Below are 26,705 nucleotides of genomic sequence, written 5' to 3'. Positions count from 1 at the left end.
TTGGTGGAGCCTCAGGAGGAAACGATGTCTCAGAAAGTCACACTGGTTTTGGGCGGTACCGGCAAGACGGGGCGGCGGGTGGCCGATCGCCTTCGGGAGCGGGGCGTAGCGGTCCGCATCGGCGCCCGTTCGGCGTCGCCTTCCTTCGATTGGACGGATGAGGCGACCTGGACGCCCGCCCTTGAAAATGTCGATCGCATCTATGTCTGCTACCAGCCCGATCTGGCGGTGCCGGGCGCCGTCGACGTCATCGCCAAGTTCTCGAGCCTTGCCGTTCGCTCCGGCATCAAACGGTTGGTGCTCCTGTCGGGCCGCGGCGAGGACGAGGCGGAAGCCTCCGAGCGTGCGCTGCAGGCTTCCGGCGCCGACTGGACGGTCATCCGGGGCAGCTGGTTCTTCGAGAACTTCGACGAAGGCTTCCTGGCCGACAGCGTGGTGAGTGGTTCGGTCTTCCTGCCGGTGGACGAGGTCACCGAGCCCTTCGTCAGTTGCGACGACATCGCCGACGTGGCGGTTGAGGCCCTTGTGGACGATGCGCATATCGGCAAGGTCTATGCCTTGACCGGCCCGCGCCTGATGACCTTTGCCCAGGCCGTCGCCGAGATCGCCGCGGCCGCCAACCGTCGGATCTCTTATCAGGCCATTCCGGTTTCCGACTTCGCAGCGCATCTCAAGGCGGACGGCGTGCCGGATGACTATGTCGAACTCATCCGCTATCTCTTCACCTCGGTGCTCGACGGGCGCAATTCCAGCATGACGTCCGATGTCGAGCGCGTGCTTGGGCGGCGTCCGCGCGACTTTGCAGATTACGCCCGGGAAACCGCAGCAACTGGTGTTTGGAGTCTTGCCGCATGATCCCGTTGATCCCCGCTCTGGCGTTTGCCGCCGCGATCGGTTCCGGCCTGATGGCCGGGCTGTTCTTCATCTTCTCGGTTTGCATCATGCAGGCCCTGTCGCGGCTGCCGCCGGAGCAGGGGATCGCCGCGATGAACGCCATCAATGTCGTGATCCAGAACCCGATCTTCCTCAGCGCCTTCATGGGCACGGCGCTGCTCGCCCTGGCGCTCGTCGTCGTCGCCTTCATCTCGGGGGGCGAGGGCAGGTGGTGGCTTGCCGCCGGTGGCATTGCCTATGTCGTTGGCGTGCTGCTGGTGACCATTGTCTTCAACGTGCCGATGAATGACGCACTCGCCGCGGCAGCCCCCGGTCAGGCGGCGACCGATCTCTGGCGTGAGCGCTATCTGACCGATTGGGTCTGGTGGAACCACGTGCGCACATGGGCCTCGATCGGCGCGTTGGCGTTTTTCGTTCTCGGTTTCGCCCGAGCCTGACGAAAAGCGCCGGCAAGTCGATCCTTGCCGGCGCCTGCACGCGTCCTGACCTTCAAGCCCATCCCGCCGTCAGGGCTTCGGAATACGCGTGTCATATTGCGCTTCAAGGTCGGCAAACTTGCTCCAGAAGGCTGCCGGCTTTTCGCCTTCGAGCAGAGCGCGCAAAATGTCGAGGTGCACGTGCCAGCCGGCGGAGAAGCTGGTCATGACCGCGCGGTCGGCGATGCGCTTATGGGTGACGACGAGCAGCACCTTGTCGCCGCGGGGGCTGAGCTCGAAGCGGACCTCCGACGGGGTGCCGGTCTCTTCGTTCCAGGTATAGGCCAGTAGTCGTGGCGGCTCCCAGGCGAGCACGTGGCCGTAATTGCGCACCTCGCCGGCGTGCTCGGCGTATTTCTGCGGTGGCCGATCGTCCTCCGTCGTCAGTTCCGAATGGCGGAAGACGTGCTCGACCTCGGCCCCTTCCTTCGATCCGATCGTTCCGGACGCCATCCAGAGCCGGCGCTTGCTTTCCTCCGTCAGATAGGACCAGACCCGCTCGATCGGGCCGGGAAGCAGGCGCTCGATGCGCACCGCGTCCGGTGCGACGACACGGCCGTAATCGGCGCCGGCAAAGGCTGTGGCAGACGAAGTCATGGCTTTTCCTCCGGATCAGTTTGGATTGTGGCGTCTTCGGCGAGAAGCAGCGCCTCGAGTGCGTCGATGCGGGTGCGCCAGAAGGCTTCGTAGTGGCGCATCCATTCCATGCCTGCATGCATCGGTGCGGCATCGAGCCGGCACACATGCATGCGACCTTTCACTTCGCGGCGCACCAGACCTGCTCCTTCCAGCACCTTGATGTGCTTCGATGCCGCGGCCAGCGAGATCGAGAACGGCGCCGCAAGCTCACCCACCAGTCTTTCGCCCTGCGAAAGGTCCTGGAGCATGGCGCGCCGCGTCGGGTCCGAAAGCGCGTGAAACACGGCATCGAGATGTGCGTTCTGATATTCAACCATATTGTTGAATATCCTCTCGCTCGACCTAATTGTCAACCGTTCGGTTGAATTTAAAAGTATCGTGAAAAGAGACCAGGCCGCGGTGGGTCGTCGTGGAGGCGCCGTCCCTTCCAGGCGGCAAGCGCATCGGCAAGATCGTCGGTCGGCACCATCTGGGCAAACTGTTCGCTTTCGACCAGCAGCCCCTCGGCGATCGACATGTTGAGGCCGCGGGTGACGGCGGTGATGATCGAGCGCACTGCAAGCGGGGAGTGGCCCATGATGCGTTTTGCCAGGTCACGGGCGGCCGACATCAGTTCCTCATGAGCGACGACGTGGTTGACGAGCCCCAGTTCCAGCGCGCGATCGGCCAAGAAATCCTCGCCTGTCAGCAGCAGTTCAAGCGCGCGCTTGCGGCCGGCGAGCCGCGGCAGGCGCTGGGTGCCGCCGAAGGTCGGCGGCATGCCGAGCTTGATTTCCGGTTTGGCAAAACGCGCCCGGTCGCTTGCAACAGCGAGATGCACCGCTTCGGTGATCTCGCAGCCGCCGCTATAGGCAAGCCCGTTGACGGCGGCGATGACCGGCTTCGGAAAGGCTTCGAGCCGGGCCGTCAGGCCCTGGCCGCGACGGACGAAATCGCGCACGGCCGGGTTTACGCCCTTGGCCACGCTTTCCGAGAACTCATGAATGTCGCCGCCGGCGGAAAAGGCGCGGTCGCCGGTGCCGGTGATGATCACGGCGCCGACGCCGTCGTTCGCTTCGATCTGGTCGAGAAGGCTCATGAGCCGGTCGATCAGCTCGTAGTTCAGCGCGTTGAGTTTCTCTGGGCGGTTGAGAGTGAGGAGGGCGATGCCCTCGGAAATCTGCATCAGCACGGTGTTCGACATGGTTGCTCTCCGGCAGGTGTTGACGGGGAGAGGCTAGGTGAGGGAAGATGCCATGTATATTCACTAGTCGGTATACATGAGAGATGGCGAAAGCAGAGAAATCGACCCGGGAACTGATCGTCGCAGCGGCGGAAAAGCTGTTTTATGCCGAGGGCATCCGCGCCGTCAGCGTCGATGCGGTGGCGGAAGCCGCGGGCGTGACCAAACGCACGCTCTACTATCATTTCGACAGCAAGGACGAACTGATCGTCGCCTATCTCGAAGGCCGCGACCAGCCCAATCTGAAACTCTTCCGCAAGTGGTTCGACGCGGGCGACGGGGACATTGCCGACAAGATCGAGGCGATCTTCGTCAACCTGGTGCGGGCGGCGCGCCATCCGAAATGGAAGGGCTGTGGCTTCCTGCGCACGTCCGCCGAGCTTGCCAACATGCCGGGTCATCCGGCGATCCGCATCGGTGCCGCCCACAAGAAGAAGTTCGAGGCCTGGATTGCCGAGACCTTTACCGAAGCCGGTGTCGCCGAGCCGGCCATGCTGGCAAAGCAGATCCTGCTGCTGCTCGACGGCAGTTTCGCGGTCGTGCTGCTGCACCGGGATCCAAGCTATATGGAGGTGGCGGGCAAGGCTGCGGCGACGCTTGTGCGGGTGGCGCTTTCCGGAGCAAACCCGAAGGCGCCATCGGAACATGCGGCGGCTTCATTCTGAAGCGAGGCGATTTCCGCTTTCAATCGGCTGCCGTTGGCGGGCAGTATGGGCTGTATCGTTATCAGCCGAACAACCAGTAAGCGTCGATGCTGCCGCGTTGCGGCGCGTCGAAGGGAGCAGAATTCCATGACAGTCAAGCGTATCGTCTCAAACCTCTACGCCCCGGACCCGCAGGTGGCGCGCGCCTTCTACGGCGACCTGCTTGAACTCGACGTGGTGATGGATCACGGCTGGATCCTGACCTTTGCCGCCGAGGGCAAGGCCGCGATGCCACAGGTGAGCATCGCCAGCGAGGGCGGCAACGATACGCCGGTGCCGGCGCTTTCGATCGAGGTGGACGATGTCGACCGGGCCTATCAGCGAGCCAAGGCCGCCGGTGTCGAGATCGTCTACGACATCACCAACGAGCCCTGGGGCGTGCGCCGTTTCTACATGCGCGACCCGTTCGGCAATATCGTCAACATCCTGGCGCACTGAGCAATCCGGAATTGCGCCAGCCAAGCGAGCGAATTCCAGGAAAAGTGCGCAGCGGTTTTCCGTCCGGAATTGCGTCCTTGCAAACTCGCGAAGGATGCCGCCGGCTGGACCGGCGGCCTCTTGCATCAGGCGAGCGACAGCGCGTTTGAAAGATCGGCCACGAGGTCGTCGGGATGCTCGATACCGATCGACAGGCGGATGGTCGATTCCAGCACGCCGATGCGGTGGCGCACCTCGATCGGCACGCCAGAATGGGTCATCGCCGCCGGGTGGCTGGCGAGCGATTCCGTGCCGCCGAGGCTGACGGCGAGCTTGAAGATCTGCAGCGCATTGAGGAAGCGGAAGGCCGCCTCCTGGCCGCCAGCGATATCGAAGGAGAAGGTCGAGCCAGCGCCGGTGCACTGCGTCTTGAAAGTGCGGCCGACCGGCGTGTCCTCGCCGTGGAAGGGCAGGTAGTGGATACGCTCGACCTTCGGGTGGTCGTGCAGGAATTCGGCGACGATGCGGGCATTGTCGTCGGCCTTCTGCATGCGCACCGCCAGCGTTTCGAGCGAACGGCCGAGCATCCAGCAGGAATGCGGATCGAGCTGCGTGCCGATCGCACCGCGTAGCGCCTTTACCTGCTTCATCACCGCCTTGGAGCCGAGCGCGGCGCCGGCGATCAGGTCGGAGTGACCACCGACATACTTGGTCAGCGAATAGAGCGAGATGTCGGCGCCGTGCTCGATCGGCCGCTGGAAGACGGGCCCAAGCAGCGTGTTGTCGCAGGCGACGATCGGGGTATGGCCCTGCTTCCTGCCGATCGCATCGGCAACGCGGCGGATCATGGCGACGTCGACGAGGCTATTGGTGGGGTTCGCCGGCGTCTCGATCAGGATCACCGAGACCCGGCCCTTGGCCATCGCCTCTTCTGCGGCGGCGCTGACGGCCGCCTCGTTCACGCCATCGGCAAAACCGACGGCGGAAACGCCGAGATTGAGGAAGGTGCGGGCAAGCAGCGTCTCGGTGCCGCCATAGAGCGGTTGGCTGTGCAGCACCGCGTCGCCCGGCTTGACGAAGGCGAGCAGCGTCGTGGCGATCGCCGACATGCCCGACGAGAACAGTGCGCAGCTTTCGGTGCGCTCGTAGACGGCGAGACGGTCTTCGACGATCTCGCTGTTCGGGTGGTTGAAGCGCGAATAGACGAGGCCGGCGCCGACACCCGCCGGCGGTTCCTTCCGGCCGGAGACAAAGTCGAAGAAGTCGCGGCCCTCTTCGGCGGAGCGGAAGACGAAGGTGGAGGTCAGAAAGACCGGAGGTTTGACCGCGCCCTCCGACAGTTCCGGATCGTAGCCATAGTTCAGCATCTGCGTTTCAGGATGCAGCTTGTGGTTTCCGATGTGGGTTTTGGAGGGATGCGGTGCGGTCATGGCTTGTCTCCTCAAGCGAAGCGGACTCGACTGACAGGCAAATTATATCAGATGCTTGGACCGATCCTTGCTATTTCCGGCGGGATCGCCTTGAGTTGCGCAAAGATTTGGCTGAGTTGAGAAGATATGGCGCAGAAAATTGCCGACGAGACGGATCGCAGGATTTTGAAGGAACTGGTGGCGGATGCCCGCCTGACCAACAACGAGCTCGCCGAGCGGGTGGGGCTCTCGGCGTCGCCCTGTCTGCGTCGGCTACGGCGGCTGGAGGAGACCGGGGTCATCCGCGGCTATACGGCTTTGGTCGATCCCGCAGTCGACGGCTGGACGATGACGGCGATTGCGACCGTCACGCTCAGCCGCCAGCACGAAGACGAGATCGTCATGTTCGAAGAGGCGGTGCGCGGCTGGGACGAGGTGCTCGAATGCCATCTGGTGACCGGCTCGCGGGACTACGTGCTGAAGGTGATGAGCGCCGGCCTCGATCAGTACGAGCGTTTCATCAAGGAGAAGATCGCAAGGCTCAAATGCGTCGCCTCGATCGAGACGAGTTTCGTGATGAACACGATCAAGGAGCGGCGCGTCTAGTGCCAACCCCTCCATAAGCCTCTGAAGCGGTTCGATAATCGTCCATCCGGCTTTGAAACCATCAGGGATGCCCTAGATTCGAGTTAGGAGGGCGTCCCACACGCTCGGCGGGCGCCTTGCTCTCTCGGAGAGAGACGATGGATTTCGCAACAGCGCTCGATGCCGCCGCTTCCTGGCTGCAGACGGTCTTTTTGAACGAGTGGACCTATTATCAGCTCGCCATCATCGTCGCCGGCTACCTGGTCTGCGGCGCACTGGCGAAGCGAATAGAGCCTCGGGTCGAAGCCCGAGCCCGTCTGATCAAGGGCAATCCGGATCTCTTGCGGGTCATCATCGCCTTCATGCGGCGGCTGCGGTGGCTGTTTCTGATCGTCTGGCTCTGGATCGCCGACGGCATGATCCTGCGCTTTGGCTGGCCGTCCTATCGCTGGCTGGTGGCGACCGCGCTGACGCTGACGGCGGCGTGGTTCGTCATCTCGGTGCTCACACGCATCATCCGCAACCAGATGCTGGCGCGCGTCACCGCCGTCGTCGGCTGGATCTATTTTGCGCTCTATGCGGTCGGGCTCGACCGGGTGATCCTGACGACACTTGACGGCGTTGCCATCAATCTCGGTGCGGTTCGCCTATCGCTGCTGCTCGTCCTGAAGGCCATCGTGCTCTCCGCCGCGCTGATCTGGCTTGCCGTTTTGATCGGCAATGTCTCGTCGCACTGGATCCAGCGGTCAGCGGACCTGACACCCTCGTTCAAGGTTCTGATCAGCAAGCTGGTCAAGATTGCGCTGATTGGCTTTGCCGGCGCAATCGCGCTATCGGCCACCGGCATCGACCTGACGGCGCTGACGGTTTTTTCCGGGGCGGTCGGTGTCGGCATCGGTTTCGGTCTGCAGAAGGTGGTTTCCAACTTCATCTCCGGTATCATCATCCTGCTCGACAAATCCATCAAGCCGGGCGACACGATCACGCTCGGCGATACCTTCGGGTCCGTGCGCGACCTGCGCTCCCGCTTCGTCTCCGTCATCACCCGGGACGGCAAGGAATACCTCATTCCAAATGAGGACTTCATTTCGCAGCAGGTGGTGAACTGGTCGTTCTCCAGCGACTTCGTCCGCATCGAGGTCGATTTCGGCACCTCCTATGACAGCGACCCGCACGAGGTGGCGCGCATCGCCATCGAGACTGCCGCATCGCTGCCGCGGGTGGCGAGCAGCTACGCGCAGCCGGTGTGCTGGATGACGGGTTTCGGCGCCTCGTCGCTCGATTTCAAGCTGAGGTTCTGGATCTCCGTTCCGAGCAACGGGCTCACCAACATTCGCGGCCAGGTGCTGATGGCGCTCTGGGATGCGTTCAAGGCGGCGGGCATTTCGATCCCGTTCCCGCACCGTGAAATCATCATGAAGACGCCGGTCGAGGTCACCCGGGTTTAGGGGCCGAAGTGCCCGTCGACCGGTTCGCGTCAGGGTGTCTTGCGGTTGTGGCGATTGACTGGACACGCCGGGGAAGCGACATTGCCGGCGCCGGAACAGCCCGCAGTTGTTCCGGTGACCGTGCCAGCATCAGTGGGGACCCGACGCCATGGACCATCTTCAACAGACGCCGCTGTCGAGGTTGCCGATGCCGCGTTTTCTCTCGACGCTGCTGGCATCGTTCTCGACCACGGGGCTCATCGTCGGCGTCTTCTTCTTTGCCATGTCGCTGACGCCGAGCCTCATCCCGCGGCCCTATGTGGTGCAGGCGGTGATTTCGGGCCTGTCGCTTTCCGCCGGCTATGCGATCGGCGTACTGTTGCGCTGGCTGTGGTCCTTGCTCGACCTGCCGGAGATCCGCGGCCGCACAGGCCTTACGGTGAAGGTGCTAGCGGCGCTCGGCTGCACCGCGGTTGCGCTCGCCTTCCTCTGGCGCACCGCCTACTGGCAGAACACGGTGCGGCAGATCATGGGGCTCGACCCGGTCGAAAGTGCTGAGCCGTTCAAGCTCGGGCTGATCGCGGCACTCGTGTTTGTCGCCATCGTGCTCATCGCGCGCCTGTTCCGCTTGACCTTCCGGTTTCTGACCCGCCGCTTCGAGCATGTGTTGACCCGGCCGCTGGCAAAGGTCGCAGCCGTCGTTGCCGCCGTCGCGCTGTTCTGGTCCGCCGTTGACGGCGTCATCTTCCGCTTCGCGCTGCATGCGGCCGACAGCTCGTTCCAGCGGTTGGACGCGCTGATCGATCCGGATGTCGCGCCGCCGACCGATCCGTTGAAGACCGGCAGCAGCGCGTCGCTGATGACGTGGGACGAACTCGGCCGCCAGGGCCGCCAGTTCATCGCTTCCGGTCCGACGGCGAAGGACATCGGCGGCTTCTTCGGCGGAGAGGCACAAGAGCCATTGCGCGTCTACGCCGGTCTCAACTCGGCCGAGACCGCCAAGGAGCGGGCGAAGCTCGCGCTGGAGGAATTGAAGCGCGTCGGTGGTTTCGAGCGATCGAACCTTCTGATCGTGGTGCCGACCGGCACCGGCTGGATCGACCCGCCGGGCCTCGATTCGCTCGAATATCTGCTGAAGGGCGATGTCGCCAGCGTCGCGGTGCAGTATTCCTATCTCACGAGCTGGCTGTCGCTGCTGGTCGAGCCGGAATATGGCGCGGAGACTGCCGATGCGCTCTTCGATGCGGTCTATGGCTACTGGACGACGTTGCCGAAGGACAGAAGGCCGAAGCTCTATCTCTATGGCCTCAGCCTCGGCTCGATGAACTCGCAAGGCTCGGTCGATCCCTTCGATATCATCAGCGATCCGTTCCAGGGCGCGCTCTGGGTCGGCTCGCCGTTCCCGACCAAGACCTGGCTGCAGATCACCCGAAACCGCAATCCGGGCTCGCCGGAATGGCGGCCGCTTTATCGCGACGGCTCGGTGATCCGTTTCACCAATCAGGAGAATGCGCTGAACATCCCGGGCGCGACCTGGGGCAATGTCCGCATCGTCTATCTGCAATATGCCAGTGATCCGATCACCTTCTTCGATCCATACTCCTTCTACCGCGAGCCCGACTGGATGAAGGCGCCGCGCGGTGCCGACGTCTCTCCTGCGCTCAGATGGTTCCCCGTCGTCACCATGTTTCAGTTGCTTGCCGACATGGCGCTCGCGACGACCTCGCCGATCGGCTACGGCCATGTCTATGCGCCGGAGCACTATATCGACGCGTGGATGCAGGTGATGGCACCGGCTGATGTCAGCGAGGCGGACGCCGAGCGGCTGAAGGCGCTGCTCAAGGGTCGCTACTGAGCCTGCTTGTCGCCGGACCGCTCGCCACGCAGGTGCGCGGCGATCTGGTTGGCGAAGGCCTGGATCAGCGGCTCCTCCGCCTTTTCCGTCGGGCAGAGCAGATAGTAGCCGGCCGAGGCCGGTATCGCCGTCGGGAAGGGCTGGATCAGGCGTCCTTCGTAGAGATAGGAGCGTGTCAGCACGTCTGAGACGAGCGCGATGCCCTGGCCCTGTAGCGCTGAGGCGACGGCGATCGCGACCGATTGCACCCGCACGCTCCGGCTGCCTTCGAGCGAAATGCGCGATGCGGCCGACCAGCGCGTCCATTCCCGGCCGTCATCCTCATGCAGCAGCGTGACGTCGCGCAGCTTCCGCTCGCGCAGCGGGCCTTCAAGCCGGGGGAAGAGGAGCGGCGAGCAGACCGTCCTGAGCTTCACGTCGCTGACTGGCTGCCACCACAGGCCGTCGAAGGGCGGATTGTCGTAGACGACGGCGAGATCGACATCGTCCCAGACGACGTCGCTGGCGCGGATGCAATTGCGCATCGAAAGATCGGTGACGCCGCGCGCACCCGCGAACTGTACGAGGAGGCCGGCCATCCAGGCAATCGCGAGCGCCGGGGGCAGGCCGACCGTCAGCTTGCGCTGGTGGCTTTCGAGCCGTCGGTCGGTGCCGTCCTCCACGGCGGCGGCAAGGTTGCCGATCGCGTGGGAAACCGTCTGCGCGAACTCGCGGCCGGCGGCCGTGAGCTTGATGTTGCGGCCGGATTTTTCAAGCAGCGTCAGGCCGGTCGTCTCCGAGAGCCGGCGCAGCTGCAGCGACACGGCGCCGGGACTCAAGCCGAGCTCATCCGCCGCCTGGCGCACGGAACCGATGCGCGCGACCGCCTCGAACGCCCGGATATAGGGCAGGAAATGCAACGCCTTCACGTGAGCCCTCCCGCTCTGATCGCGCCCCTCACGGCGTGAAATCGTTTAGCCAGACTGCACAATATCAAGCATAAAAAATCGCTATTCCCAATCGATTTTTGCTCCTATGAATCGGGCCTGAGAGAGGGAGAACACAATGATCGAGGCACAACCGTTTGATTTTCCTTATGATGGAAAGCTGGTTCCGGCGCAGACGGCGCTGATGGTGATCGATCTGCAGATCGACTTCTGCTCGGCCAACGGTTACTTCGCCTCGATGGGCTACGATCCGGCGCCGCTGGCCGCGATCGTGCCCGCGGTCAACCGGGTGATTGCGGCCGCACGGCAAGCCGGCTGCCTGATCATCCACACGCGCCAGGGCTACCGCGCCGATCTCGCCGACATGACGCCTTACGAGAAATGGCGGCGCAAGCGCTCCGGACTTGAGAACACGCAGGTGCTTTTGCGTTCCAGCCCCGGCTTCCAGTTGCTTCCGGAACTCGATGTCGCCGACACCGACGTCATCATCGACAAGACCTGCAACAGTTCCTTCACCTATACGGATCTCGAGCATGTCTTGAGATCCCAGGGCATCACCCACATGCTCTTTACCGGCTGCACCACGGACGTTTGTGTGCATACGACGCTGCGCGAAGCCTGCGACCGCAATTTCCAGTGCCTGACGATTTCAGACTGCTGCGCCAGCGGCGAGCAGTGGGCGCATGAGGCGGCGATCAACATGATCTCGATCGAGAACGGCATCTTCGGCACGGTCTCGACCAGTGATGCCGTTATTGCCGGACTGGCCAAGGCCGCCGCCCGCTAGCGCTCTGGCACCGCGCAATTCCGGGCGAAAAGCCGCTTCACGCTTCTCCTGGAATTGCTCCAGGCGCGGTCCTCACATTTCCAAAGCCTTTTGCCAACCGTTCAACGGAATGATGCCCTATGCAACGATACATCTCGCTGATGCGACTGACCTCGAAGGGACTGGCCGAGCTTGCCGATAGTGGCAGCCGGCGCAAGGTGAGCGAGGATCGGGTCGCAGCGCTCGGCGGCCGCTCGGTCGCCTTCTATGCCACGCTCGGGACCTATGACTTCGTCCAGGTTTTCGAGATGCCGGACAATGCGTCGATGATGCAATACGTGCTGACGGCGCGGCGCGACGGCTTTGTGGATCCGCTCATCCTTCCTGCCTTCGACAGCCAGACCTATGGCGACATCGTCGGCCGCGTTTCACCAGCACAATGAGGGGAATGAAGATGATCAGACTGGCATCCTGCGCAACCCTTCTGACGACCGCCGTGCTTTCGGCCGGCGCCGCACAGGCCGAGCCGCCGGCTTTCGCCGCCGATGGAGAGGTTGGCGTGTGCACCACCGCGGCCTTTCCTCCGCTTTCGTTCAAGGAACATCCGGCCGATGCGAAGCCGACCGGCATCGACATCGAGATCGCCGAAGCGCTGGCCGCGCAATGGAATGCGAAGGTGAACTACACCGTCACCGAATTCGCCGGCCTCTTGCCGACGCTCGGGGCAGGGCGCTGCGACGTCATCGTCAGCGGCATCTACATCAACGCCAAGCGGCGCGAGACCTATGACGGCGTGCCCTACATGAAATCGGCGACCGCCATGGTCACCAAAGCGGGCAGCGATACGATCAAGGCGCCGGAGGATCTCAGCGGCAAGGTCATCGCGCTCGAAGCCGGCGCCTACTACAAGGAAGAGCGGATCGGGCCCTTAAACGAGGCGCTCACGGCCAAGGGCCTGCCGCCGGTCGATGTGCAGGAATACCCGACCCAGCAGGCCGCCTACCAGCAGGTGCTCGTCGGCCGCGTCGATGCGACCGTAACGGAAGAGGCGGAGGGCGCCTATCGCGCGTCGCGCTCCGACGGCGCGCTCACGCTCCCCTATATCTGGGCATCGGATTTCAAATACGGCATCTACAGCCGCCGTGACGGTGGCGATGCAGCCGCGGTGAAGGCAGGGCTGAAGGCGCTCAAGGAGAAGGGCTTCTTCGGCGATCTCGCCAGGAAATACGGGCTCGATCCGGCGCTCTTCGACGTCGACTACGACTCCTGAGCGAAAGGAGACGGGGCATGAACTTCGATACGAAACTGTTTTTCGATGCCCTGACCATGCCCGTCATGTTGCAGGGGGCGGGCATCGCCATCCTGCTGTCGATCCTGGTGCAGGCGGCGTCGTTCCTGCTCTGCCTGCCGCTGGCCGTCGCGCTCAATTCGATGGCGGCGGTCAGGCGCACAGCGGCGCAGGTCTATGTCTGGTTGTTTCGCTCGGCGCCGCTGATCCTCGTGCTCCTGATCGTCTGGAACGGCGCACCGCAGCTCTTTCCGGGGCTCACGCGGGCGCCCTGGTACACGCCCTTCGTCGCTGCCTTCATCGCGTTTACGCTGGTGACGGCCGCCTACATGGCGGAGGCGATGCGCGGGGCGCTTGCGGCGATCGGCCAGGGGCAGACGGATGCCGCCCGCGCGCTCGGGCTCAATCGCTGGCAGACCTTCTTTCTGGTGGTTCTGCCGCAGGCGCTGCGCATCGTCATGCCGGTGCTGGTCAACGAATTCATCAACCTGATCAAGCTGACCTCGCTTGCCTATGTAATCTCGATGCGCGAGATCATGGCGGTCGTCAACGACGCGATCGCCTCCAGCTTCCGCTTCGTCGAGTGGTATTCGGCAGCGCTGGTCTACTATCTCGCGATCGTTTCGATCCTGATGTTTCTGCAGCGGCTGATCCAGCGGCGCATGGCTTAACCCGCTTCCGAATTCGGCACCGGCAGCGTTGCGAGCAGATCGGCCATGGCGGCGATGATCTTGCGGTGCTGGTGGGCGTGGCGGGTGCGCAGGCTGGTGGCGGCATAGACCGTCTGTGGGATGACGGGCGCGTCGTGGACGCGCGCGGCAAATCCATCGTCCGCCAGCCGCTCGGCCGTCGCTGCCGTCACGTAGGCCGATCCGCCGAGTGTGTGAAGCAGCCGGGTGATCGCCATGTTCTGGCCGGCGGCAAGCAGCGCTGCGGAGAGATGCGGCAGCGCCAGCCGGTGGGCGCGATCGAAGCCTGGCGAATAGCTTGAGCGGATGTAGCTCTCGGAGCGGATCTCGGCGAGCATCTGCGCCTCCGTGCTCACCATCACGTAATGCAGATCGCCGATCCTTTCGTAATAAAGATCGGGCAGGTAGTGGGGCGTGTAGAGGATCGCCAGATCCAGGTCGCCAGCGCCGAGATCGCGGTTCATCTGGTTGGAGTAGTCCGCCTCCATATAGATCTCGATGCCGGGCAGCTCCCGGCGGATCGTCGCCATCCATTCCCCGGCAAAGGCTTCCGCCAGATCATGCTGGACACCAAGCCGCATGGAGCGCTCCAGCGCGCCGGCGTTGGTGACCGCGCGTGTGGCCTCATGCCATTGGTTTTGCAGGGCTTTTGCGTAATCTAGAAAGCGCAGGCCGGCGGCCGTCGGCACGGTGCCGCCCTTGTTGCGGGTAAAGAGCTTGCGGTTGAACTGCGCCTCCAGTGCCTTCACCCGATGTGAGACGGTCGACTGGGTAAGATTCAGGCGCTCGGCGGTGCGGTTGAAGGAGCGGCTCTCCATCAGGTCCAGGAAGGTCTCGATCAGCTCCACCTGCATGCCGTTCTCTCCCGCTGCAATCGCTCCAATCTAATCGAAAACATCGATCAATAAAGCCTGTTTCCGTTGCTTGATGGCGCCCGGCTTCACCGGCAAGAATTCGCCAAAACGAGGGAACAGTTGATGTCGAATTTGCCGTCGCACGCACGCGTCGTGATCATCGGTGGGGGAGCGATTGGGGCTTCCTCGCTTTACCACCTTGCCAAGGCCGGCTGGACCGACTGCGTGCTTCTGGAAAAGAACGAGCTGACGGCGGGCTCCACTTGGCATGCCGCCGGCAACGTGCCGACGTTTTCTTCCTCCTGGTCGATCATGAACATGCAGCGCTATTCGGCGTCGCTCTATCGCGACCTCGGCGCGCTCGTCGATTACCCGATGAACTATCACGTGACCGGCTCGATCCGGCTCGGCCATTCGAAGGAGCGGCTGCAGGAGTTCAAGCGCGTCGTCGGCATGGGGCGCTACCAGGGCATGGATCTCGATATCCTGTCGCCCGACGAGATGCGCGCCCGCTATCCGTTTCTCGAGACACACGAGTTGACCGGCGCGCTCTACGATCCCTATGACGGCGACATCGACCCGGCGCAGCTGACGCAGGCGCTCGCCAAGGGTGCGCGCGACATGGGCGCCAAGATCATCCGCTTCTGTCCGGTCACGGGCGCGCGCCGCGAAAACGACGAATGGGTCATCTCTACGCCGCAGGGCGAGATCCGCTGCGAATACGTCGTCAACGCCGCCGGCTACTACGCCCGCGAGGTCGGCAAGATGTTTGGCCGCAACGTGCCGATGATGGTGATGAGCCATCAGTATATCCTGTTCGACGAAATCCCGGAGCTTGCCGCCTGGTCGAAGGAGGCCGGCCACAAGCTGCCGCTCCTGCGCGACGTCGACAGCTCCTACTATCTGCGCCAGGAAAAGAACGGCATGAACCTCGGCCCCTACGAGCGCAACTGTCGCGCCCACTGGGTAACGCCCGACGACCCGATGCCGGAAGACTTTTCGTTCCAGCTCTTCCCGGACGATCTCGACCGGCTGGAATGGTACCTGAACGACGCCGTCGAGCGCGTGCCGATCCTCGGAACGGCCGGGCTGTCGCGGATCATCAACGGCCCGATCCCCTATGCACCCGACGGCAACCCGCTGATCGGGCCGATGCCCGGCGTGCCCAATGCCTTCGAGGCCTGCGTCTTCACTTTCGGTATCTGCCAGGCGGGTGGCGCCGGCAAGGTGCTCGCCGAATGGATCACCGAGGGCCAGACCGAGTGGGACATGTGGTCCTGCGATCCGCGCCGCTACACCGACTACACCGACCAGGATTATTGCATCGCCAAGGGCATGGAGATCTACGGCCACGAATACGCGATGCACTTTCCGAAGCATTACTGGCCAGCCGGGCGCGGCAAAAAGTTATCGCCGATCCACGATCGCATCGCCGCCCTCGGCGCCCAGTTCAAGCCCTATAACGGCTGGGAGCGTGCGATGTGGTACGCCAAACCAGGCGATGACACCTCGGAAGAGGCGACGCAGACCTGGGGCCGCGAAGGGCCTTGGGCCAAGCGCATCGAAGAAGAGTGCCTGGCCGTGCGCGATGCCGCCGGCATACTCGACCTGCCGGGCTTCTCGCGCTTCCGGGTAAAGGGCGAGGGCGCGACCGCATGGCTCTCCGGCCTCATCACAGGCCGCGTGCCGAAGCCTGGGCGCATCGGCCTGGCCTATTTCGCCGACGACAAAGGCCGGATCGTTACCGAGATGTCGGTGATGATGCTCGACGAAGACTTCTTCTTCCTCATCACCGCCGCAACCGCGCAGTGGCACGATTTCGAATGGCTGATGAAGCACCGGCCGGCCGACGCCGCCTTCACCATCGACGACGTCACCAAGTCCTTCTCCTGCCAGATCCTGACCGGGCCAAAATCGCGCGCGATCCTCGCCGAGGTCAGCGAAGCGGATCTCGCCAAGGGCTGGCTCACGCACCAGACGGCGCAGATCGCCGGGCGCTATTGCCAGCTCGTGCGCGTCTCCTTCGCCGGCGAACTCGGCTGGGAGATCCATACCAAGGTGGAGGATACGGCCGCCATCTTCGACGCCGTCTGGGTGGCCGGTCAGAAGCATGGCCTCAAACCCTTCGGCATGGAAGCGCTCGACAGTCTGCGCATCGAGAAGGGCTATCGCGCCTGGAAGGGCGATCTGTCGACCGACTACACCATCCTGCAGGGTGGGCTGGAGCGCTTCGTCGACTGGGGCAAGCCCGGCTTCAATGGCAAGGCGGCGCTGGAGCGTGAAAAGCAGCAGGGCGTCAGCAAGCGCTTCGTCACGCTGACGGTCGCCGCCGACGGCTGCGACGCGCCCTATATGTCGACGCTCTGGTCCGACGGCCAGGTTGTCGGCGAGACGACCTCGGGCAACTGGGGCTACCGCGTCGGCAAGTCGATCGCGCTCGGCATGCTGCGCGCCGACCTTGCCGTGCCCGGCAAGGAAATCGAGGTCGAGATCTTCGGCGATCGCTTCAAGGCGACGGTCGAGGCGGACCAACCGCTCTGGGATCCCTCCAATGAAAGACTGCGCGCATGAGCAAGCCCATTCCCTCGAAAGCCCGCGCAGTCATCATCGGTGGCGGCGTCTCCGGCTGTTCCGTCGCCTATCACCTCGCCAAGCTCGGCTGGACCGATGTGGTTCTGCTTGAGCGCAAGCAGCTGACCTCCGGTACCACCTGGCATGCGGCCGGCCTGATCGGTCAGCTTCGCGCCTCGCAGAACATGACGCGGCTCGCGAAATACTCGGCCGACCTCTACGTCAAGCTCGAGGCCGAAACCGGCATTTCCACCGGCATGCGCCAGAACGGCTCGATCACCGTGGCACTGACGGAGGAGCGCAGGCAAGAGATCTATCGCCAGGCGTCGCTGGCGCGTGCCTTCAATGTCGACGTGCGCGAGATCACGCCTGACGAAGTGAAGGCGATGTATCCGCACCTCAACACCTCGGATGTGAAGGCGGCGGTGCATCTGCCGCTCGATGGCCAGTGCGATCCGGCCAATATCGCCATGGCGCTCGCCAAGGGCGCCCGGCAAAACGGCGCAACGATCATCGAGGGTGTCAAGGTGACGTCCGTCCTGAAGAAGGACGGCCGGGTCACCGGCGTCACCTGCGAGCAGAATGGCGAGAGCTACACGATCGAGACCGATCATGTCGTCAACTGCGCCGGCATGTGGGGCCGGGAGTTTGCGCGGCAATCGGGCGTCACGGTGCCGCTGCACGCCTGCGAGCATTTCTACATCGTCACCGAGGCGATTCCGGAGCTGAAGCGCCTGCCGGTGCTGCGCGTGCCGGACGAGTGCACCTATTACAAGGAGGATGCCGGCAAGATGCTGATCGGGGCCTTCGAGCTCAAGGCCAAGCCCTGGGGAATGGACGGCATCCGCGAGGATTTCTGCTTCGACCAGTTGCCGGACGATTTCGACCACTTCGCGCCGATCCTCGAAATGGCGGTCAACCGCATGCCGATGCTGGAAACGGCTGGGATCCATACCTTCTTCAACGGCCCGGAAAGCTTTACGCCCGACGACCGCTACTATCTCGGCGAGGCGCCGGAGGTGAGGGGATACTGGGTCGCGGCCGGCTACAATTCGATCGGCATCGTTTCCTCGGGCGGCGCCGGCATGGCGCTCGCCCAATGGATGAATGACGGCGAGCCGCCCTTCGATCTCTGGGAGGTGGATATCCGCCGGGCGCAGCCGTTCCAGAAGAATCGCGCGTATTTGAAAGATCGCGTCTCGGAAACGCTCGGCCTGCTCTACGCCGACCATTTCCCCTATCGCCAGATGGCGACCGCGCGCGGGGTGCGCCGTTCGCCGCTGCACGAGCATCTGAAAGCCCGCGGCGCTGTCTTCGGTGAAGTCGCCGGATGGGAACGCGCCAACTGGTTTGCGAAGGAAGGCCAGGAGCGCGAGTACCGCTATTCATGGAAGCGGCAGAACTGGTTCGAGAACCAGAGGGACGAGCATCTTGCGGTGCGAAACGGCGTCGGCCTGTTCGACATGACCTCCTTCGGGAAGATCCGGGTTGAAGGGCGCGATGCGCTTTCCTTCCTGCAGCGGCTCTGCGCCAACGAGATGAACGTCGAGCCCGGCCGGATCGTCTATACCCAGATGCTCAACGCCCGCGGCGGCATCGAGAGCGACCTGACGGTGACGCGGCTGTCGGAAACCGCCTTCCTGCTGGTCGTGCCCGGCGCCACGCTCCAGCGCGACCTCGCCTGGCTGCGCAAGCATCTGACGGACGAGTTCGTGGTGATCACCGATGTCGGCGCTGGCGAAAGCGTGCTCTGCGTCATGGGGCCGAAGGCGCGTGAGCTCATGCAGAAGGTGAGCCCGAACGATTTTTCCAACGCGGGGCATCCGTTCGGCACGGCGCGCGAGATCGAGGTCGGCATGGGCCTCGCCCGCGCCCACCGCGTCACCTATGTCGGCGAGCTCGGCTGGGAGCTCTATGTCTCGACCGACCAGACGGCGCATGTGTTCGAGGCGCTGGAGGCGGCGGGGCAGGACCTGGGCCTCAAGCTCTGCGGCATCCACACACTGGATAGCTGCCGCATCGAAAAGGCCTTCCGCCATTTCGGCCACGACATCACCGACGAAGATCATGTGCTCGAAGCCGGGCTCGGCTTTGCGGTCAAGGCCGACAAGGGCGATTTCATCGGCCGCGAGGCGGTGCTCGCCAAGCACAATCGCGGGCTTTCGCGCCGGCTGGTGCAGTTTCGGCTCGCAGATCCCGAGCCGCTGCTCTTCCACAACGAGGCGATCGTTCGCGACGGCAAGATCGTCGGCACGATCACGTCAGGCAACTACGGCCACCACCTCGGCGGCGCCATCGGGCTTGGCTACGTGCCCTCGGAAGGCGAGAGCGCAGAGGACGTGCTCGGATCAAGCTTCGAGATCGAGATCGCCGGAACGCGGGTGAAGGCGGAGGCGTCGTTGAAGCCCATGTACGACCCGCGGGCGGAGCGGGTGCGGATGTAGGCAGGCGTCGGGTGGCGTGCCTGGCGCTTGAGACAACCCCTCACCGCGCGGATGAGGGGCTCTTCGAGGCACAACGAAAATACGCGTGCCGGATCGCGGGTTTCCGGTCTTCTTTCTGGAGTTCAGTCCATGCTCGCATCGGAGCTTAAGGATACGACAGTTGCGGGCGACCGCATCGATCAGCTGGTCGCCGGCCATCGTCCGGGCCATGGGCTTGCCCGCGCCTTCTACCTCGACCCGGAGATCTATGAACGGGACCTCGAGCGGCTTTTTCGGCGTCACTGGCATTGCGTCGCCCATGAAAGCGCGATCCCCAACGCCAATGATTTCGAGGTCTTCCGCATGGCCTCCGAGCAGGTGATCGTCACCCGTACGGCAAGCGGCGAGATCCATGCGATGCTCAATGTCTGCCGTCATCGCGGGGCCGAGGTCTGCACCAAGGACAAGGGCAATGCCCGTGCCTTCGTCTGTCCCTACCATGCCTGGACCTATGGCAATGATGGCGCGCTGAAGGCGGCGCGGCTGATGCCCAAGGACTTCAAGCGCGAGGACCACGGCCTGAAGAAGCTCAACGTGCGTGTCGTCGAAGGATTGATCTTCATCTCCTTTGCCGCCGAGCCGCTTGATTTCTCCGAGGTCGAGCGCCTGCTGCATGCGACCTGCGGGCAGTATGGCTGGGGATCGGCGAAGATCGCCCATCGTCAGAGCTATGCGATCGACGCCAACTGGAAGCTTGCGGTCGAAAACTATGTCGAGTGCTACCATTGCGGGCCGGCGCATCCGGAATATTCCGAAACCCATGCGCTGGAACAGCCGCTGCACCTGATCGAGGAACTGAACGCCAGGATGGAGGCGCGCACCTGCGCGCTCGGCATCGAGGTCGCCTCCGGCAATCACTGGCAGAATTCCACCGGCGGCAAGGAGACCATTCATGCCTTCCGCTACGCGCTCTATGATGGCGTCCAGACCGGCAGCAAGGACGGGCAGGCGCTGAGCACGCTGATGGGCCGCTTCACCGATTTCGACGGCGGCGTCACCTCGATCCATCTGGGCGGCACCACCTTCCTCGTCTGCTATCCGGACCACGGCATGATCTACCGCTTCATCCCGAAGACGGCCGAAACCTCGGAGATGGAGCTGATCTGGCTCGTCGACGGCAAGGCCGAGGAGGGGCGCGACTACGATCTGGAAAGGCTCACCTGGCTCTGGAAGGTGACGACCGACGAGGACAAGGCGATCATCGAGCACACGTCGCGCGGCGTGCGTTCGCACTACTTTGTGCCAGGCCCAATCGCGCCGATGGAGCAGAACGAGCTGCGCTACATCAACTGGTATCTCGACGAGATCAGCCGGCCGGCCTGAGCGGCAAGCTGCAGGCAAATCGCGTCGCCGCTGCAAGCGTGCCGGCGACGCATTTCGTTTGCCTAGTCCCGCCGGTTGAAATGCGTCCTCAGCGCCACATGCGTCTGCACCGTCGCGACGCCCGGGATGATCGATATCTGGCGGCGGATGGTGTCGAGATCGCCGTTGGAGGCGCACTCGACCAGCACCATCAGGTCGGTGGCGCCGGCGAGCGACCAGCAGGTGACGATGGGCGGCATGGCCGAGAGATGCGGCACGATATGGTCGCAGTTCTTGCCGGGCTGGAAGGTGATCGCGATCAGCGATTTGACGGTCGGGCTCTGGTCTTCGATGCCGAGGCGGATGGTGTAGCCGGCAATCACGCCCTTCGATTCCAGCCGTCGCAGCCGGTCATGGGCCGCGCTGCGCGAAAGGCCGCTGTGGCGGGCCAGTGCCACCAGGCTCTGGCGCGAATCCTGCCTGAGCGCTGCCAAAAGCAGGCGATCCTTTTCATCGATTTCCGTCAAAACGTCGCCTCCTTGTCGCCATTTCCGGACATATGTCCGGTCAGGCGTCATCATGTCCAGTGAAATCGGACGATAGGCAAGATAGCGTCTCCCTACAACCAAGGAGCCTTGCCATGCCCAAAATGAGTGTCCCCGACAACGCCGTGCTGCTGCCGATCGACATGCAGCAGGCCTTTGACAGCGCCCCCTGGCCGCGTCGCTGGAATGAGGCGGTCGACAGCAACGGCCTTGCGCTCCTTGCCGCCTGGCGGGCAAGCGGCCGACCAGTCATTCACGTGCGCCACGACAGCGTCATGCCCGGCTCGACGCTTTCCCTCGGCGCGCCCGGCAACGGCTTCCGGCCGGGCTTCGGACCGATGGGAGACGAGGCACTCGTCACCAAGGGCGTCAACGCCGCCTTTATCGGTACCGACCTCGACTTGCGCCTGCGTCGTCTCGGCGTCGAGACGGTCGTCGCCTTCGGCATTTCTACCGACATGTGCGTCTCGACCTCGGTGCGCGTCGGCGCCAATCTCGGCTACCGCATGATCCTCGTCGAGGATGCCTGCGATTGTTTCGACCAGCCGGACGGCGAAGGCGGAGTGATCTCGGCGCGGGAAATCCACCGCGCCCACGTGGCGACCTTGCGGGCGGAATTTGCCGAGGTGTTGTCGACGGCGAAGTTCGTCGAGGCGTTGCAGCGACCGGCAGCGGCTTGACGGTCGGGCGCGGGCAGACTGGGCTACCGTTCAGGTGCTTCCGCTCCCGCGCCGCCGACTACCGGTTGGCGCCGCGGACTTCCTGGATCTCGGTCGTCCATTTCGGCGCCGTCAGGCTTTCGCCCTCGCGGTTGGGGAAGGTGAGGAAGGTTTCGAACGAACGGCTCTGGCCCGCCGGCACGCGGGCGAGGATGAGTGCGGTGTCGTTGCCGATCGTCTCGCAATTGCCGTCAGGGCAGTTTTCGAGCGTTACCGCGAGGCGGAAATATTCGAGCAGTTGCGGCCCTTTGTTCGTCACCGTGCCGCGCAGCCGGAAGCTTCTCTCCGGCTGGCTCTGTTCGAAGGTCAGGCCTTCGAGGGCAACGTCGGCGGCCGTGAGGCCGGCCGGTTGGGTCGTCTCAACGGGCGGGGGCGCGGCCGGCGTGCGACCGTCGCGGTCGGCAAACCAGATGATGAAGGCGACGAGCAGGCCGAGCGCCACGGCGACGGAGAGGATCGGTTCGGCCCAATGACGAAAGCGGCTGAAGCGCGCTGCCAGATACACCACGACAAGACCCAGCGGTAACGCGATCAACCATAGCATCAAGATCCTCCTCAACCCCGCATCATTCCTTGGTCCGGAATCGACGCAACAGAGAAATCGTGCAGCCGATCAACGTGTTACAGCGACGCTCGCATTTTGGAACGGCGCGCTACACCACCTGGCCTTTATATAGGGTGGGCGCCGACTGGCAACACGCCGGGGCGTCGGACGAAAGGAAGCACCCTGACGAATTGGTGAACACGCATGACGATGCCGCGTGGGTCCGCGCTCGCGTGTACAGGACGTCTCCCTATCTGTTGGGTGTCAGGTTCACCCAGTAGGTGGCCTCGAAGGGCACCGCGGCGAAGCGGGCGTTGATCTCGGCAAGGCTCTTCTGGGGGTCGAGATCGCCGAACAGATCCGGCCGGATCCAGGTGGCGAAGGCTTCGGCGGCGACGATGTTGAGCGGGATCGCGTTGAAGAAGTTCCAGAGACCGTGCACGCGCTTTTCCTCGACGGCGCGGATGGTCTTCAGCGCCGGCGCCTCGATGGTGCGGGCCAGCGTCTCGCGCGCTTCGTCTTCGCTGACGCCGGGGCCGATCGAGAGCGTGCCGTATTTGCCGCCGGGCGAGGAGGTGGCGATATAGATTTCCGGATTGGCGGCCATGATCGCCTCGGCGTTGACGGTCCCGCCCGGCCGTGGCAGCACGCCTTCGGCAAAGTTGCGGCCGCCGGCCACCGTCAGGAATTCGCCGAGACCGCCGGTGCCATAGGCCCAGCAACAGCGGTCGGGTTGGGGGAAGGCGTCCATCAGCACCAGCGGGCGCGGTTCCGGCTTGGCGGCGATGCGGTCGCGGATCAGCTTGAGCTTGTCCTCGTAGAACCGGGCGAAAGCTTCTGCCTGTTCGTCCCGTTCGAGGATGCGGCCGAGCAGACGCATCATGCGCGGCGTGCCGGTCAGCGCGTCGTTGTTGAAATCGACCACCACCACGGGCACGCCGATGCCGGTCAGATACTCAATGGCGCGCCTGCCGGACTCGGTGTCGGATTGCCAGTTATTGAGCAGCGCGAGATCGGCCTTCACCGTCAGCAGCGTCTCGAAGGAGAGGCCCGGGCCGGTGCCATCGTCGATCTGCGGCACGTCGGCGATATCAGGAAACTTACGCCGGAAGCTCTCGTAGATCTCGGGGTTGTCGGTCTTCATGTCGCCGGACCAGGCCGCAAGCAGGCTGACGGGATCGGGATGGATGAGCGACAGGGCGACGAGATTGAAGCCGCTTCCAAGCAGGATCGCCTTCGGCTTTGCCGGTATCGTCACCTCGCGGCCGACCGCATCGGTGATGGTCATCGGCCAGTTGCTTTCGGCGCGGGCGGAGACAGCAAAGAGCAGGGCGGTGATGAAAACGAGCGTCAGCCGCAGGGCGGCCGGGAAGAGGAAGCGGGAAGACAAAACCTATTGGTTCCTTTGGCTTGGGAGGGCGCAGAGGCTGCCGCAGCTCGGGACGCCGGGCAGCAGATAGCGCAGGCAGCAGATCTTGCGCCGGCAGACACGGGCGCCATCTTCCTCCTCGTGCCGCAGGCAATCGAAGAAGGGATTGGGTGTGCCGTCCGGCAGGGACTTGCTGCCGATCAGCGCGTCGGCTTGCGCGTTCAGCGGCTCGATGCCGGAGGCGCGCAGCGCATAGTCGATATAGACGAGCGCATTGTTCCAGGCGAGCTTCGGGGCTATGCCGCCGACGGACTTGAGATAACTGACGACCTCACGCAGATGCCCCTGCATCAGGGGGGCAAGCGTGGCGAAAACGTCGCTATCGTCCGCTTTCTGCCAGTCGCCCGGTGTGGCGACACCGAAGGTTCGCGGCAGGCCATCCTCGGCGAGCGCCACCTTCATCTGATCGAAGGCGACGGGCAGCACCTGATCGTCAAGCACGCGCGCGACGAGATAGGGAATGGTGAGGCTCGAAAAATAGTAGAGCGACCACATGGAGGCGACGGCACGGCGGTCGCTGGCGCCGGATTTCTCCGTGTAGATATCGAGCGCGCGGTCGAAGGCGCCGGAGGCAAAGAAGTCCGGCAGCGCCATGCCGTCGGAAAGCTCGTCCGAGAGCACCATCTTCTCATTGCACCAGGCATGGGTGCCGGCAAAGGCGACCGACAGCGCCTTGGGGCCGCCTGTCGCGACGACCGGTTCGGACACGGCCGCCGTCAAGACGTCACCCGCGCGCGGGTAAGCCCGATCGGTAATGGAGCCTTGGAAGAACGCCGTCCTGCAAGCATGCGATACCTTCTGAGCGTGGTCAGAAACTAATAAGGTGATCGTGTTACTCAAGATTTTTTCCGGTGCAAGTCATTTATGAGTTTTGTATTCATGATTTGAAGCCAAGAGACGATGGCCGGAAGCCGAAGCCTGCGGCCATCGAAGCGGCGAAACCGCCGCTCGGCTCGTCTACTGCATCAGACCGAGCTGCTTGTAAAAGCCGAGCGCGTCGTAATAGTCGTTCTGGGCGGCGATCTTGCCATCCTTGACGGTGAAGACCGAGGCGCCGGTGAACTTGAAGCTCTTGTTGGTCGCGGCCGTGCCGTCGGCCCAGGCGCTCGAATTGGTGCCGGAGAACTCCCATTCGAAGGAGACCTTGTCGCCGCTAGCGATCGGATCACCCTTCATGGTCCAGACGGCATCAGGCACCGCGTTCAGGAAATTGTCGATGACGCCGGTCTTGGCGGCATCCTTGCCGGTGACCGGCTTGCCGACCGACGCGTCGTAATAGGTGACGTCATCGGCGAAGTAGGATGCGGCCTTGCTCGAGTCATGGGCATTCCAGGCCGCGACATAGGCCGCGACCACATCCGGCGGCGCGTCGGCGGCAAACGCCGCCGGCGTGAGCACGAGGGCGCTGAGGCCGAGGGCTCCAGCGGCAACAAGCAATTGACGACGGTACATCGCAAACTCCTCCCGTTTGTTTCGTTTGCATGCATTCTCCGCGCCCGGGGCGGTGAGCCTCAGCCGTGGTTGATCATGATGTGGCGAACGGCGGTGTAGTCCTCGAGCGCGTAGACCGACATGTCCTTGCCGTAGCCCGACTGCTTGACGCCGCCATGCGGCATCTCGTTGGTCAGCATGAAGTGGGTGTTGATCCAGGTGCAGCCGTATTGCAGGCGGGAGGCGGCCTTCATCGCCCGGGAAATGTCCTTGGTCCAGACGGAGGAGGCGAGGCCATAGTCGCTGTCGTTGGCCCAGGCGACGGCATCGTCCTTGCCGGTGAAGCGGGTGACGGAGACGACGGGGCCGAAGACTTCGCGGCGCACGATCTCGTCTTCCTGCGTGGCGCCGGCCACAACCGTCGGCTGGAAGAAGAAGCCGTCCGAGCTGCCGGCGGCACCGCCGGTGGTGATCTCGATGTGCTTCTGGTCGGCAGCGCGCTCGACGAAGCTCGCAACGCGATCGCGCTGGCGGCGCGAGATCAGCGGGCCGATCTCGTTTTCGGTGTCGTCGGCGAGGTTGTAGCGGATGGTCGAGACGGCCGAGGTGAGGTCGGCGACCAGCTTCTCGTAGATACCGGCTTCGGCATAGATGCGGCAGGCGGCGGTGCAGTCCTGGCCGGCATTGTAATAGCCGAAGGTGCGGATGCCGTTGACCACCGCTTCGAGGTCGGCGTCGTCATAGACGATGACCGGGGCCTTGCCGCCGAGCTCCAGATGGGTGCGTTTCACGGTCTTGGCGGCCGCCGCCAGCACTTTCTTGCCGGTAGCGATATCGCCGGTGATCGAGACCATCGAAATCTTCGGGTGGTTGATCAGCGCGTTGCCGACGGTTTCGCCGCGGCCGCTGACAACATTGACCACGCCTTCCGGCAGGATGTCGGCAAGCACCCGCGCGAGCTTCAGCGCCGTCAGCGGCGTCTGTTCGGAGGGCTTGAAGACGACGGTGTTGCCGCCGGCGATCGCCGGCGCCAGCTTCCAGGCCATCATCATCAGCGGATAGTTCCACGGCGCGATCGAGCCGACGATGCCGATCGGATCGCGGCGGATCATCGAGGTGTGGCCGGGCAGGTACTCGCCTGCGGTCGGGGCGTGCAGGTTGCGCACGGCGCCGGCAAAGAAACGCCAGCAGTCGACGATAGCGGGCAGTTCGTCGTTCTTGACCGCATTGATCGGCTTGCCGCAGTTGAGCGCCTCGAGGGCTGCAAAGCCGTCCGCATCCTTCTCGATCGCATCGGCGATCTTCAAGAGATAGTTGGAGCGTTCGGCCGGTGTCGTCTGCGACCAGCTGGTGAAGGCGCTTTCAGCGGCGTCGACGGCCGCCTCGACCTGGGCATGCGAGGCTTCCGGCAGATCGACGATCTTGCCGCCCGTCCGCGGGTTCAGGATGTGTTCGTCGGCCTCGGTGCCGGCCTCGAAGCGCGATCCGATCAGCAGTTGGGTGTCCATGTCTGTTCTCCCTTGATAGTCG

Annotated in this window: 27 protein-coding genes; 15 read left to right on the top strand and 12 right to left on the bottom strand. The window is 63.8% G+C overall.

Features of this window, described 5'->3' with window-relative positions; translation table 11 throughout:
• The first annotated feature begins 24 nt into the window (after nucleotides 1–24).
• Nucleotides 25–855, top strand: coding sequence for an NAD(P)H-binding protein (locus tag IB279_RS13490; RefSeq protein WP_112771170.1), 831 nt, complete (start codon nucleotides 25–27; stop codon nucleotides 853–855).
• Complete coding sequence (locus tag IB279_RS13485) at nucleotides 852–1,331, top strand: DUF1772 domain-containing protein (protein ID WP_034791970.1); 480 nt, start codon at nucleotides 852–854, stop codon at nucleotides 1,329–1,331. The genes IB279_RS13490 and IB279_RS13485 overlap by 4 nt, the downstream gene beginning before the upstream one ends.
• Before the next feature lie 69 nt (nucleotides 1,332–1,400).
• On the opposite strand, the gene IB279_RS13480 is transcribed toward IB279_RS13485, so the two are convergent.
• The 3 genes from IB279_RS13480 to IB279_RS13470 are packed head-to-tail and all read right to left on the bottom strand — an operon-like array spanning nucleotide 1,401 to nucleotide 3,192.
• Nucleotides 1,401–1,967, bottom strand: coding sequence for an SRPBCC family protein (locus IB279_RS13480; RefSeq protein ID WP_060605688.1), 567 nt, complete (start codon nucleotides 1,965–1,967; stop codon nucleotides 1,401–1,403).
• Nucleotides 1,964–2,326 (bottom strand): helix-turn-helix transcriptional regulator, encoded by a 363-nt coding sequence (locus IB279_RS13475; RefSeq protein ID WP_112771169.1) that lies wholly within the window; start codon nucleotides 2,324–2,326, stop codon nucleotides 1,964–1,966. Before IB279_RS13475 ends, IB279_RS13480 begins: the two co-directional genes overlap by 4 nt.
• A gap of 50 nt (nucleotides 2,327–2,376) precedes the next feature.
• Nucleotides 2,377–3,192, bottom strand: a complete 816-nt coding sequence (locus tag IB279_RS13470; protein ID WP_192339247.1) for a crotonase/enoyl-CoA hydratase family protein — start codon at nucleotides 3,190–3,192, stop codon at nucleotides 2,377–2,379.
• Nucleotides 3,193–3,275: 83 nt separating this feature from the next.
• Between IB279_RS13470 and IB279_RS13465 the strand changes: the two genes are divergently transcribed.
• Nucleotides 3,276–3,896, top strand: coding sequence for a TetR/AcrR family transcriptional regulator (locus tag IB279_RS13465; RefSeq protein WP_112771167.1), 621 nt, complete (start codon nucleotides 3,276–3,278; stop codon nucleotides 3,894–3,896).
• 126 nt (nucleotides 3,897–4,022) lie between these two features.
• The gene (locus tag IB279_RS13460) at nucleotides 4,023–4,373 is read left to right on the top strand and encodes a VOC family protein (protein WP_112771166.1); all 351 of its coding nucleotides are present in this window, start codon (nucleotides 4,023–4,025) and stop codon (nucleotides 4,371–4,373) included.
• 125 nt (nucleotides 4,374–4,498) lie between these two features.
• Here IB279_RS13460 and IB279_RS13455 read toward each other — a convergent pair whose 3' ends face one another.
• Complete coding sequence (locus IB279_RS13455; protein ID WP_034792023.1) at nucleotides 4,499–5,782, bottom strand: cystathionine gamma-synthase family protein; 1,284 nt, start codon at nucleotides 5,780–5,782, stop codon at nucleotides 4,499–4,501.
• 126 nt (nucleotides 5,783–5,908) lie between these two features.
• On the opposite strand from IB279_RS13455, the gene IB279_RS13450 reads away from it, so the two are divergent.
• The 3 genes from IB279_RS13450 to IB279_RS13440 all read left to right on the top strand — a co-directional run bounded on the left by IB279_RS13450 (nucleotide 5,909) and on the right by IB279_RS13440 (nucleotide 9,628).
• Nucleotides 5,909–6,367 (top strand): Lrp/AsnC family transcriptional regulator, encoded by a 459-nt coding sequence (locus tag IB279_RS13450; RefSeq protein ID WP_034792047.1) that lies wholly within the window; start codon nucleotides 5,909–5,911, stop codon nucleotides 6,365–6,367.
• A gap of 137 nt (nucleotides 6,368–6,504) precedes the next feature.
• Entirely contained in the window at nucleotides 6,505–7,794 is a 1,290-nt protein-coding gene (locus IB279_RS13445; RefSeq protein ID WP_192339246.1) for a mechanosensitive ion channel family protein, read from the top strand.
• Between the two features lie 148 nt (nucleotides 7,795–7,942).
• Nucleotides 7,943–9,628: an alpha/beta-hydrolase family protein gene (locus IB279_RS13440; RefSeq protein ID WP_034792053.1), complete on the top strand. Its 1,686-nt coding sequence runs from the start codon at nucleotides 7,943–7,945 to the stop codon at nucleotides 9,626–9,628.
• Here IB279_RS13440 and IB279_RS13435 read toward each other — a convergent pair.
• Complete coding sequence (locus tag IB279_RS13435; RefSeq protein WP_034792055.1) at nucleotides 9,622–10,536, bottom strand: LysR substrate-binding domain-containing protein; 915 nt, start codon at nucleotides 10,534–10,536, stop codon at nucleotides 9,622–9,624. The genes IB279_RS13440 and IB279_RS13435 overlap by 7 nt on opposite strands.
• 136 nt (nucleotides 10,537–10,672) lie before the next feature.
• Between IB279_RS13435 and IB279_RS13430 the strand changes: the two genes are divergently transcribed.
• The 4 genes from IB279_RS13430 to IB279_RS13415 all read left to right on the top strand — a co-directional run bounded on the left by IB279_RS13430 (nucleotide 10,673) and on the right by IB279_RS13415 (nucleotide 13,279).
• A complete protein-coding gene (locus IB279_RS13430) occupies nucleotides 10,673–11,341 on the top strand; it encodes a cysteine hydrolase family protein (protein ID WP_034792059.1) in 669 nt (222 codons plus the stop codon).
• Nucleotides 11,342–11,460: 119 nt separating this feature from the next.
• Nucleotides 11,461–11,763, top strand: coding sequence for a GYD domain-containing protein (locus IB279_RS13425; RefSeq protein WP_034792064.1), 303 nt, complete (start codon nucleotides 11,461–11,463; stop codon nucleotides 11,761–11,763).
• A gap of 11 nt (nucleotides 11,764–11,774) precedes the next feature.
• A complete protein-coding gene (locus IB279_RS13420) occupies nucleotides 11,775–12,590 on the top strand; it encodes a transporter substrate-binding domain-containing protein (RefSeq protein ID WP_162732994.1) in 816 nt (271 codons plus the stop codon).
• Between the two features lie 17 nt (nucleotides 12,591–12,607).
• The gene (locus IB279_RS13415) at nucleotides 12,608–13,279 is read left to right on the top strand and encodes an amino acid ABC transporter permease (RefSeq protein ID WP_034792072.1); all 672 of its coding nucleotides are present in this window, start codon (nucleotides 12,608–12,610) and stop codon (nucleotides 13,277–13,279) included.
• Here IB279_RS13415 and IB279_RS13410 read toward each other — a convergent pair.
• The gene (locus IB279_RS13410) at nucleotides 13,276–14,151 is read right to left on the bottom strand and encodes a LysR family transcriptional regulator (protein ID WP_060582602.1); all 876 of its coding nucleotides are present in this window, start codon (nucleotides 14,149–14,151) and stop codon (nucleotides 13,276–13,278) included. The genes IB279_RS13415 and IB279_RS13410 overlap by 4 nt on opposite strands.
• A gap of 123 nt (nucleotides 14,152–14,274) precedes the next feature.
• Between IB279_RS13410 and IB279_RS13405 the strand changes: the two genes are divergently transcribed.
• From IB279_RS13405 to IB279_RS13395, 3 genes are all read left to right on the top strand, one after another.
• Nucleotides 14,275–16,722, top strand: a complete 2,448-nt coding sequence (locus tag IB279_RS13405) for an FAD-dependent oxidoreductase (protein ID WP_112771162.1) — start codon at nucleotides 14,275–14,277, stop codon at nucleotides 16,720–16,722.
• Complete coding sequence (locus tag IB279_RS13400) at nucleotides 16,719–19,166, top strand: FAD-dependent oxidoreductase (protein ID WP_112771161.1); 2,448 nt, start codon at nucleotides 16,719–16,721, stop codon at nucleotides 19,164–19,166. Before IB279_RS13405 ends, IB279_RS13400 begins: the two co-directional genes overlap by 4 nt.
• Nucleotides 19,167–19,295: 129 nt before the next feature.
• Nucleotides 19,296–20,528 (top strand): aromatic ring-hydroxylating dioxygenase subunit alpha, encoded by a 1,233-nt coding sequence (locus IB279_RS13395; protein ID WP_192339245.1) that lies wholly within the window; start codon nucleotides 19,296–19,298, stop codon nucleotides 20,526–20,528.
• 62 nt (nucleotides 20,529–20,590) lie between these two features.
• Here IB279_RS13395 and IB279_RS13390 read toward each other — a convergent pair whose 3' ends face one another.
• Nucleotides 20,591–21,034, bottom strand: coding sequence for an Lrp/AsnC family transcriptional regulator (locus IB279_RS13390; RefSeq protein WP_226020607.1), 444 nt, complete (start codon nucleotides 21,032–21,034; stop codon nucleotides 20,591–20,593).
• Between the two features lie 113 nt (nucleotides 21,035–21,147).
• Between IB279_RS13390 and IB279_RS13385 the strand changes: the two genes are divergently transcribed.
• Nucleotides 21,148–21,732: a cysteine hydrolase family protein gene (locus IB279_RS13385; RefSeq protein WP_112771159.1), complete on the top strand. Its 585-nt coding sequence runs from the start codon at nucleotides 21,148–21,150 to the stop codon at nucleotides 21,730–21,732.
• Between the two features lie 58 nt (nucleotides 21,733–21,790).
• Here IB279_RS13385 and IB279_RS13380 read toward each other — a convergent pair whose 3' ends face one another.
• The 5 genes from IB279_RS13380 to IB279_RS13360 form a co-directional block, all read right to left on the bottom strand.
• Entirely contained in the window at nucleotides 21,791–22,315 is a 525-nt protein-coding gene (locus IB279_RS13380; RefSeq protein ID WP_060515871.1) for a hypothetical protein, read from the bottom strand.
• A 250-nt stretch (nucleotides 22,316–22,565) separates the two neighbouring features.
• Complete coding sequence (locus IB279_RS13375) at nucleotides 22,566–23,675, bottom strand: ABC transporter substrate-binding protein (RefSeq protein ID WP_246801935.1); 1,110 nt, start codon at nucleotides 23,673–23,675, stop codon at nucleotides 22,566–22,568.
• A gap of 33 nt (nucleotides 23,676–23,708) precedes the next feature.
• On the bottom strand, nucleotides 23,709–24,368 hold the full coding sequence (fhuF, locus tag IB279_RS13370) for a siderophore-iron reductase FhuF (protein WP_112771210.1): 660 nt from the start codon (nucleotides 24,366–24,368) through the stop codon (nucleotides 23,709–23,711).
• A 333-nt stretch (nucleotides 24,369–24,701) separates the two neighbouring features.
• Entirely contained in the window at nucleotides 24,702–25,196 is a 495-nt protein-coding gene (locus IB279_RS13365; protein WP_112771157.1) for an ester cyclase, read from the bottom strand.
• 59 nt (nucleotides 25,197–25,255) lie between these two features.
• Nucleotides 25,256–26,683: a gamma-aminobutyraldehyde dehydrogenase gene (locus IB279_RS13360; RefSeq protein ID WP_034792090.1), complete on the bottom strand. Its 1,428-nt coding sequence runs from the start codon at nucleotides 26,681–26,683 to the stop codon at nucleotides 25,256–25,258.
• Between the last annotated feature and the right edge of the window lie 22 nt (nucleotides 26,684–26,705).

It is taken from the genome of Ensifer sp. ENS06, from assembly GCF_014852205.1.
GTDB classification, from domain to species: Bacteria; Pseudomonadota; Alphaproteobacteria; order Rhizobiales; family Rhizobiaceae; genus Ensifer; species Ensifer adhaerens.
This window is presented reverse-complemented; position numbering and strand designations above follow the sequence as displayed.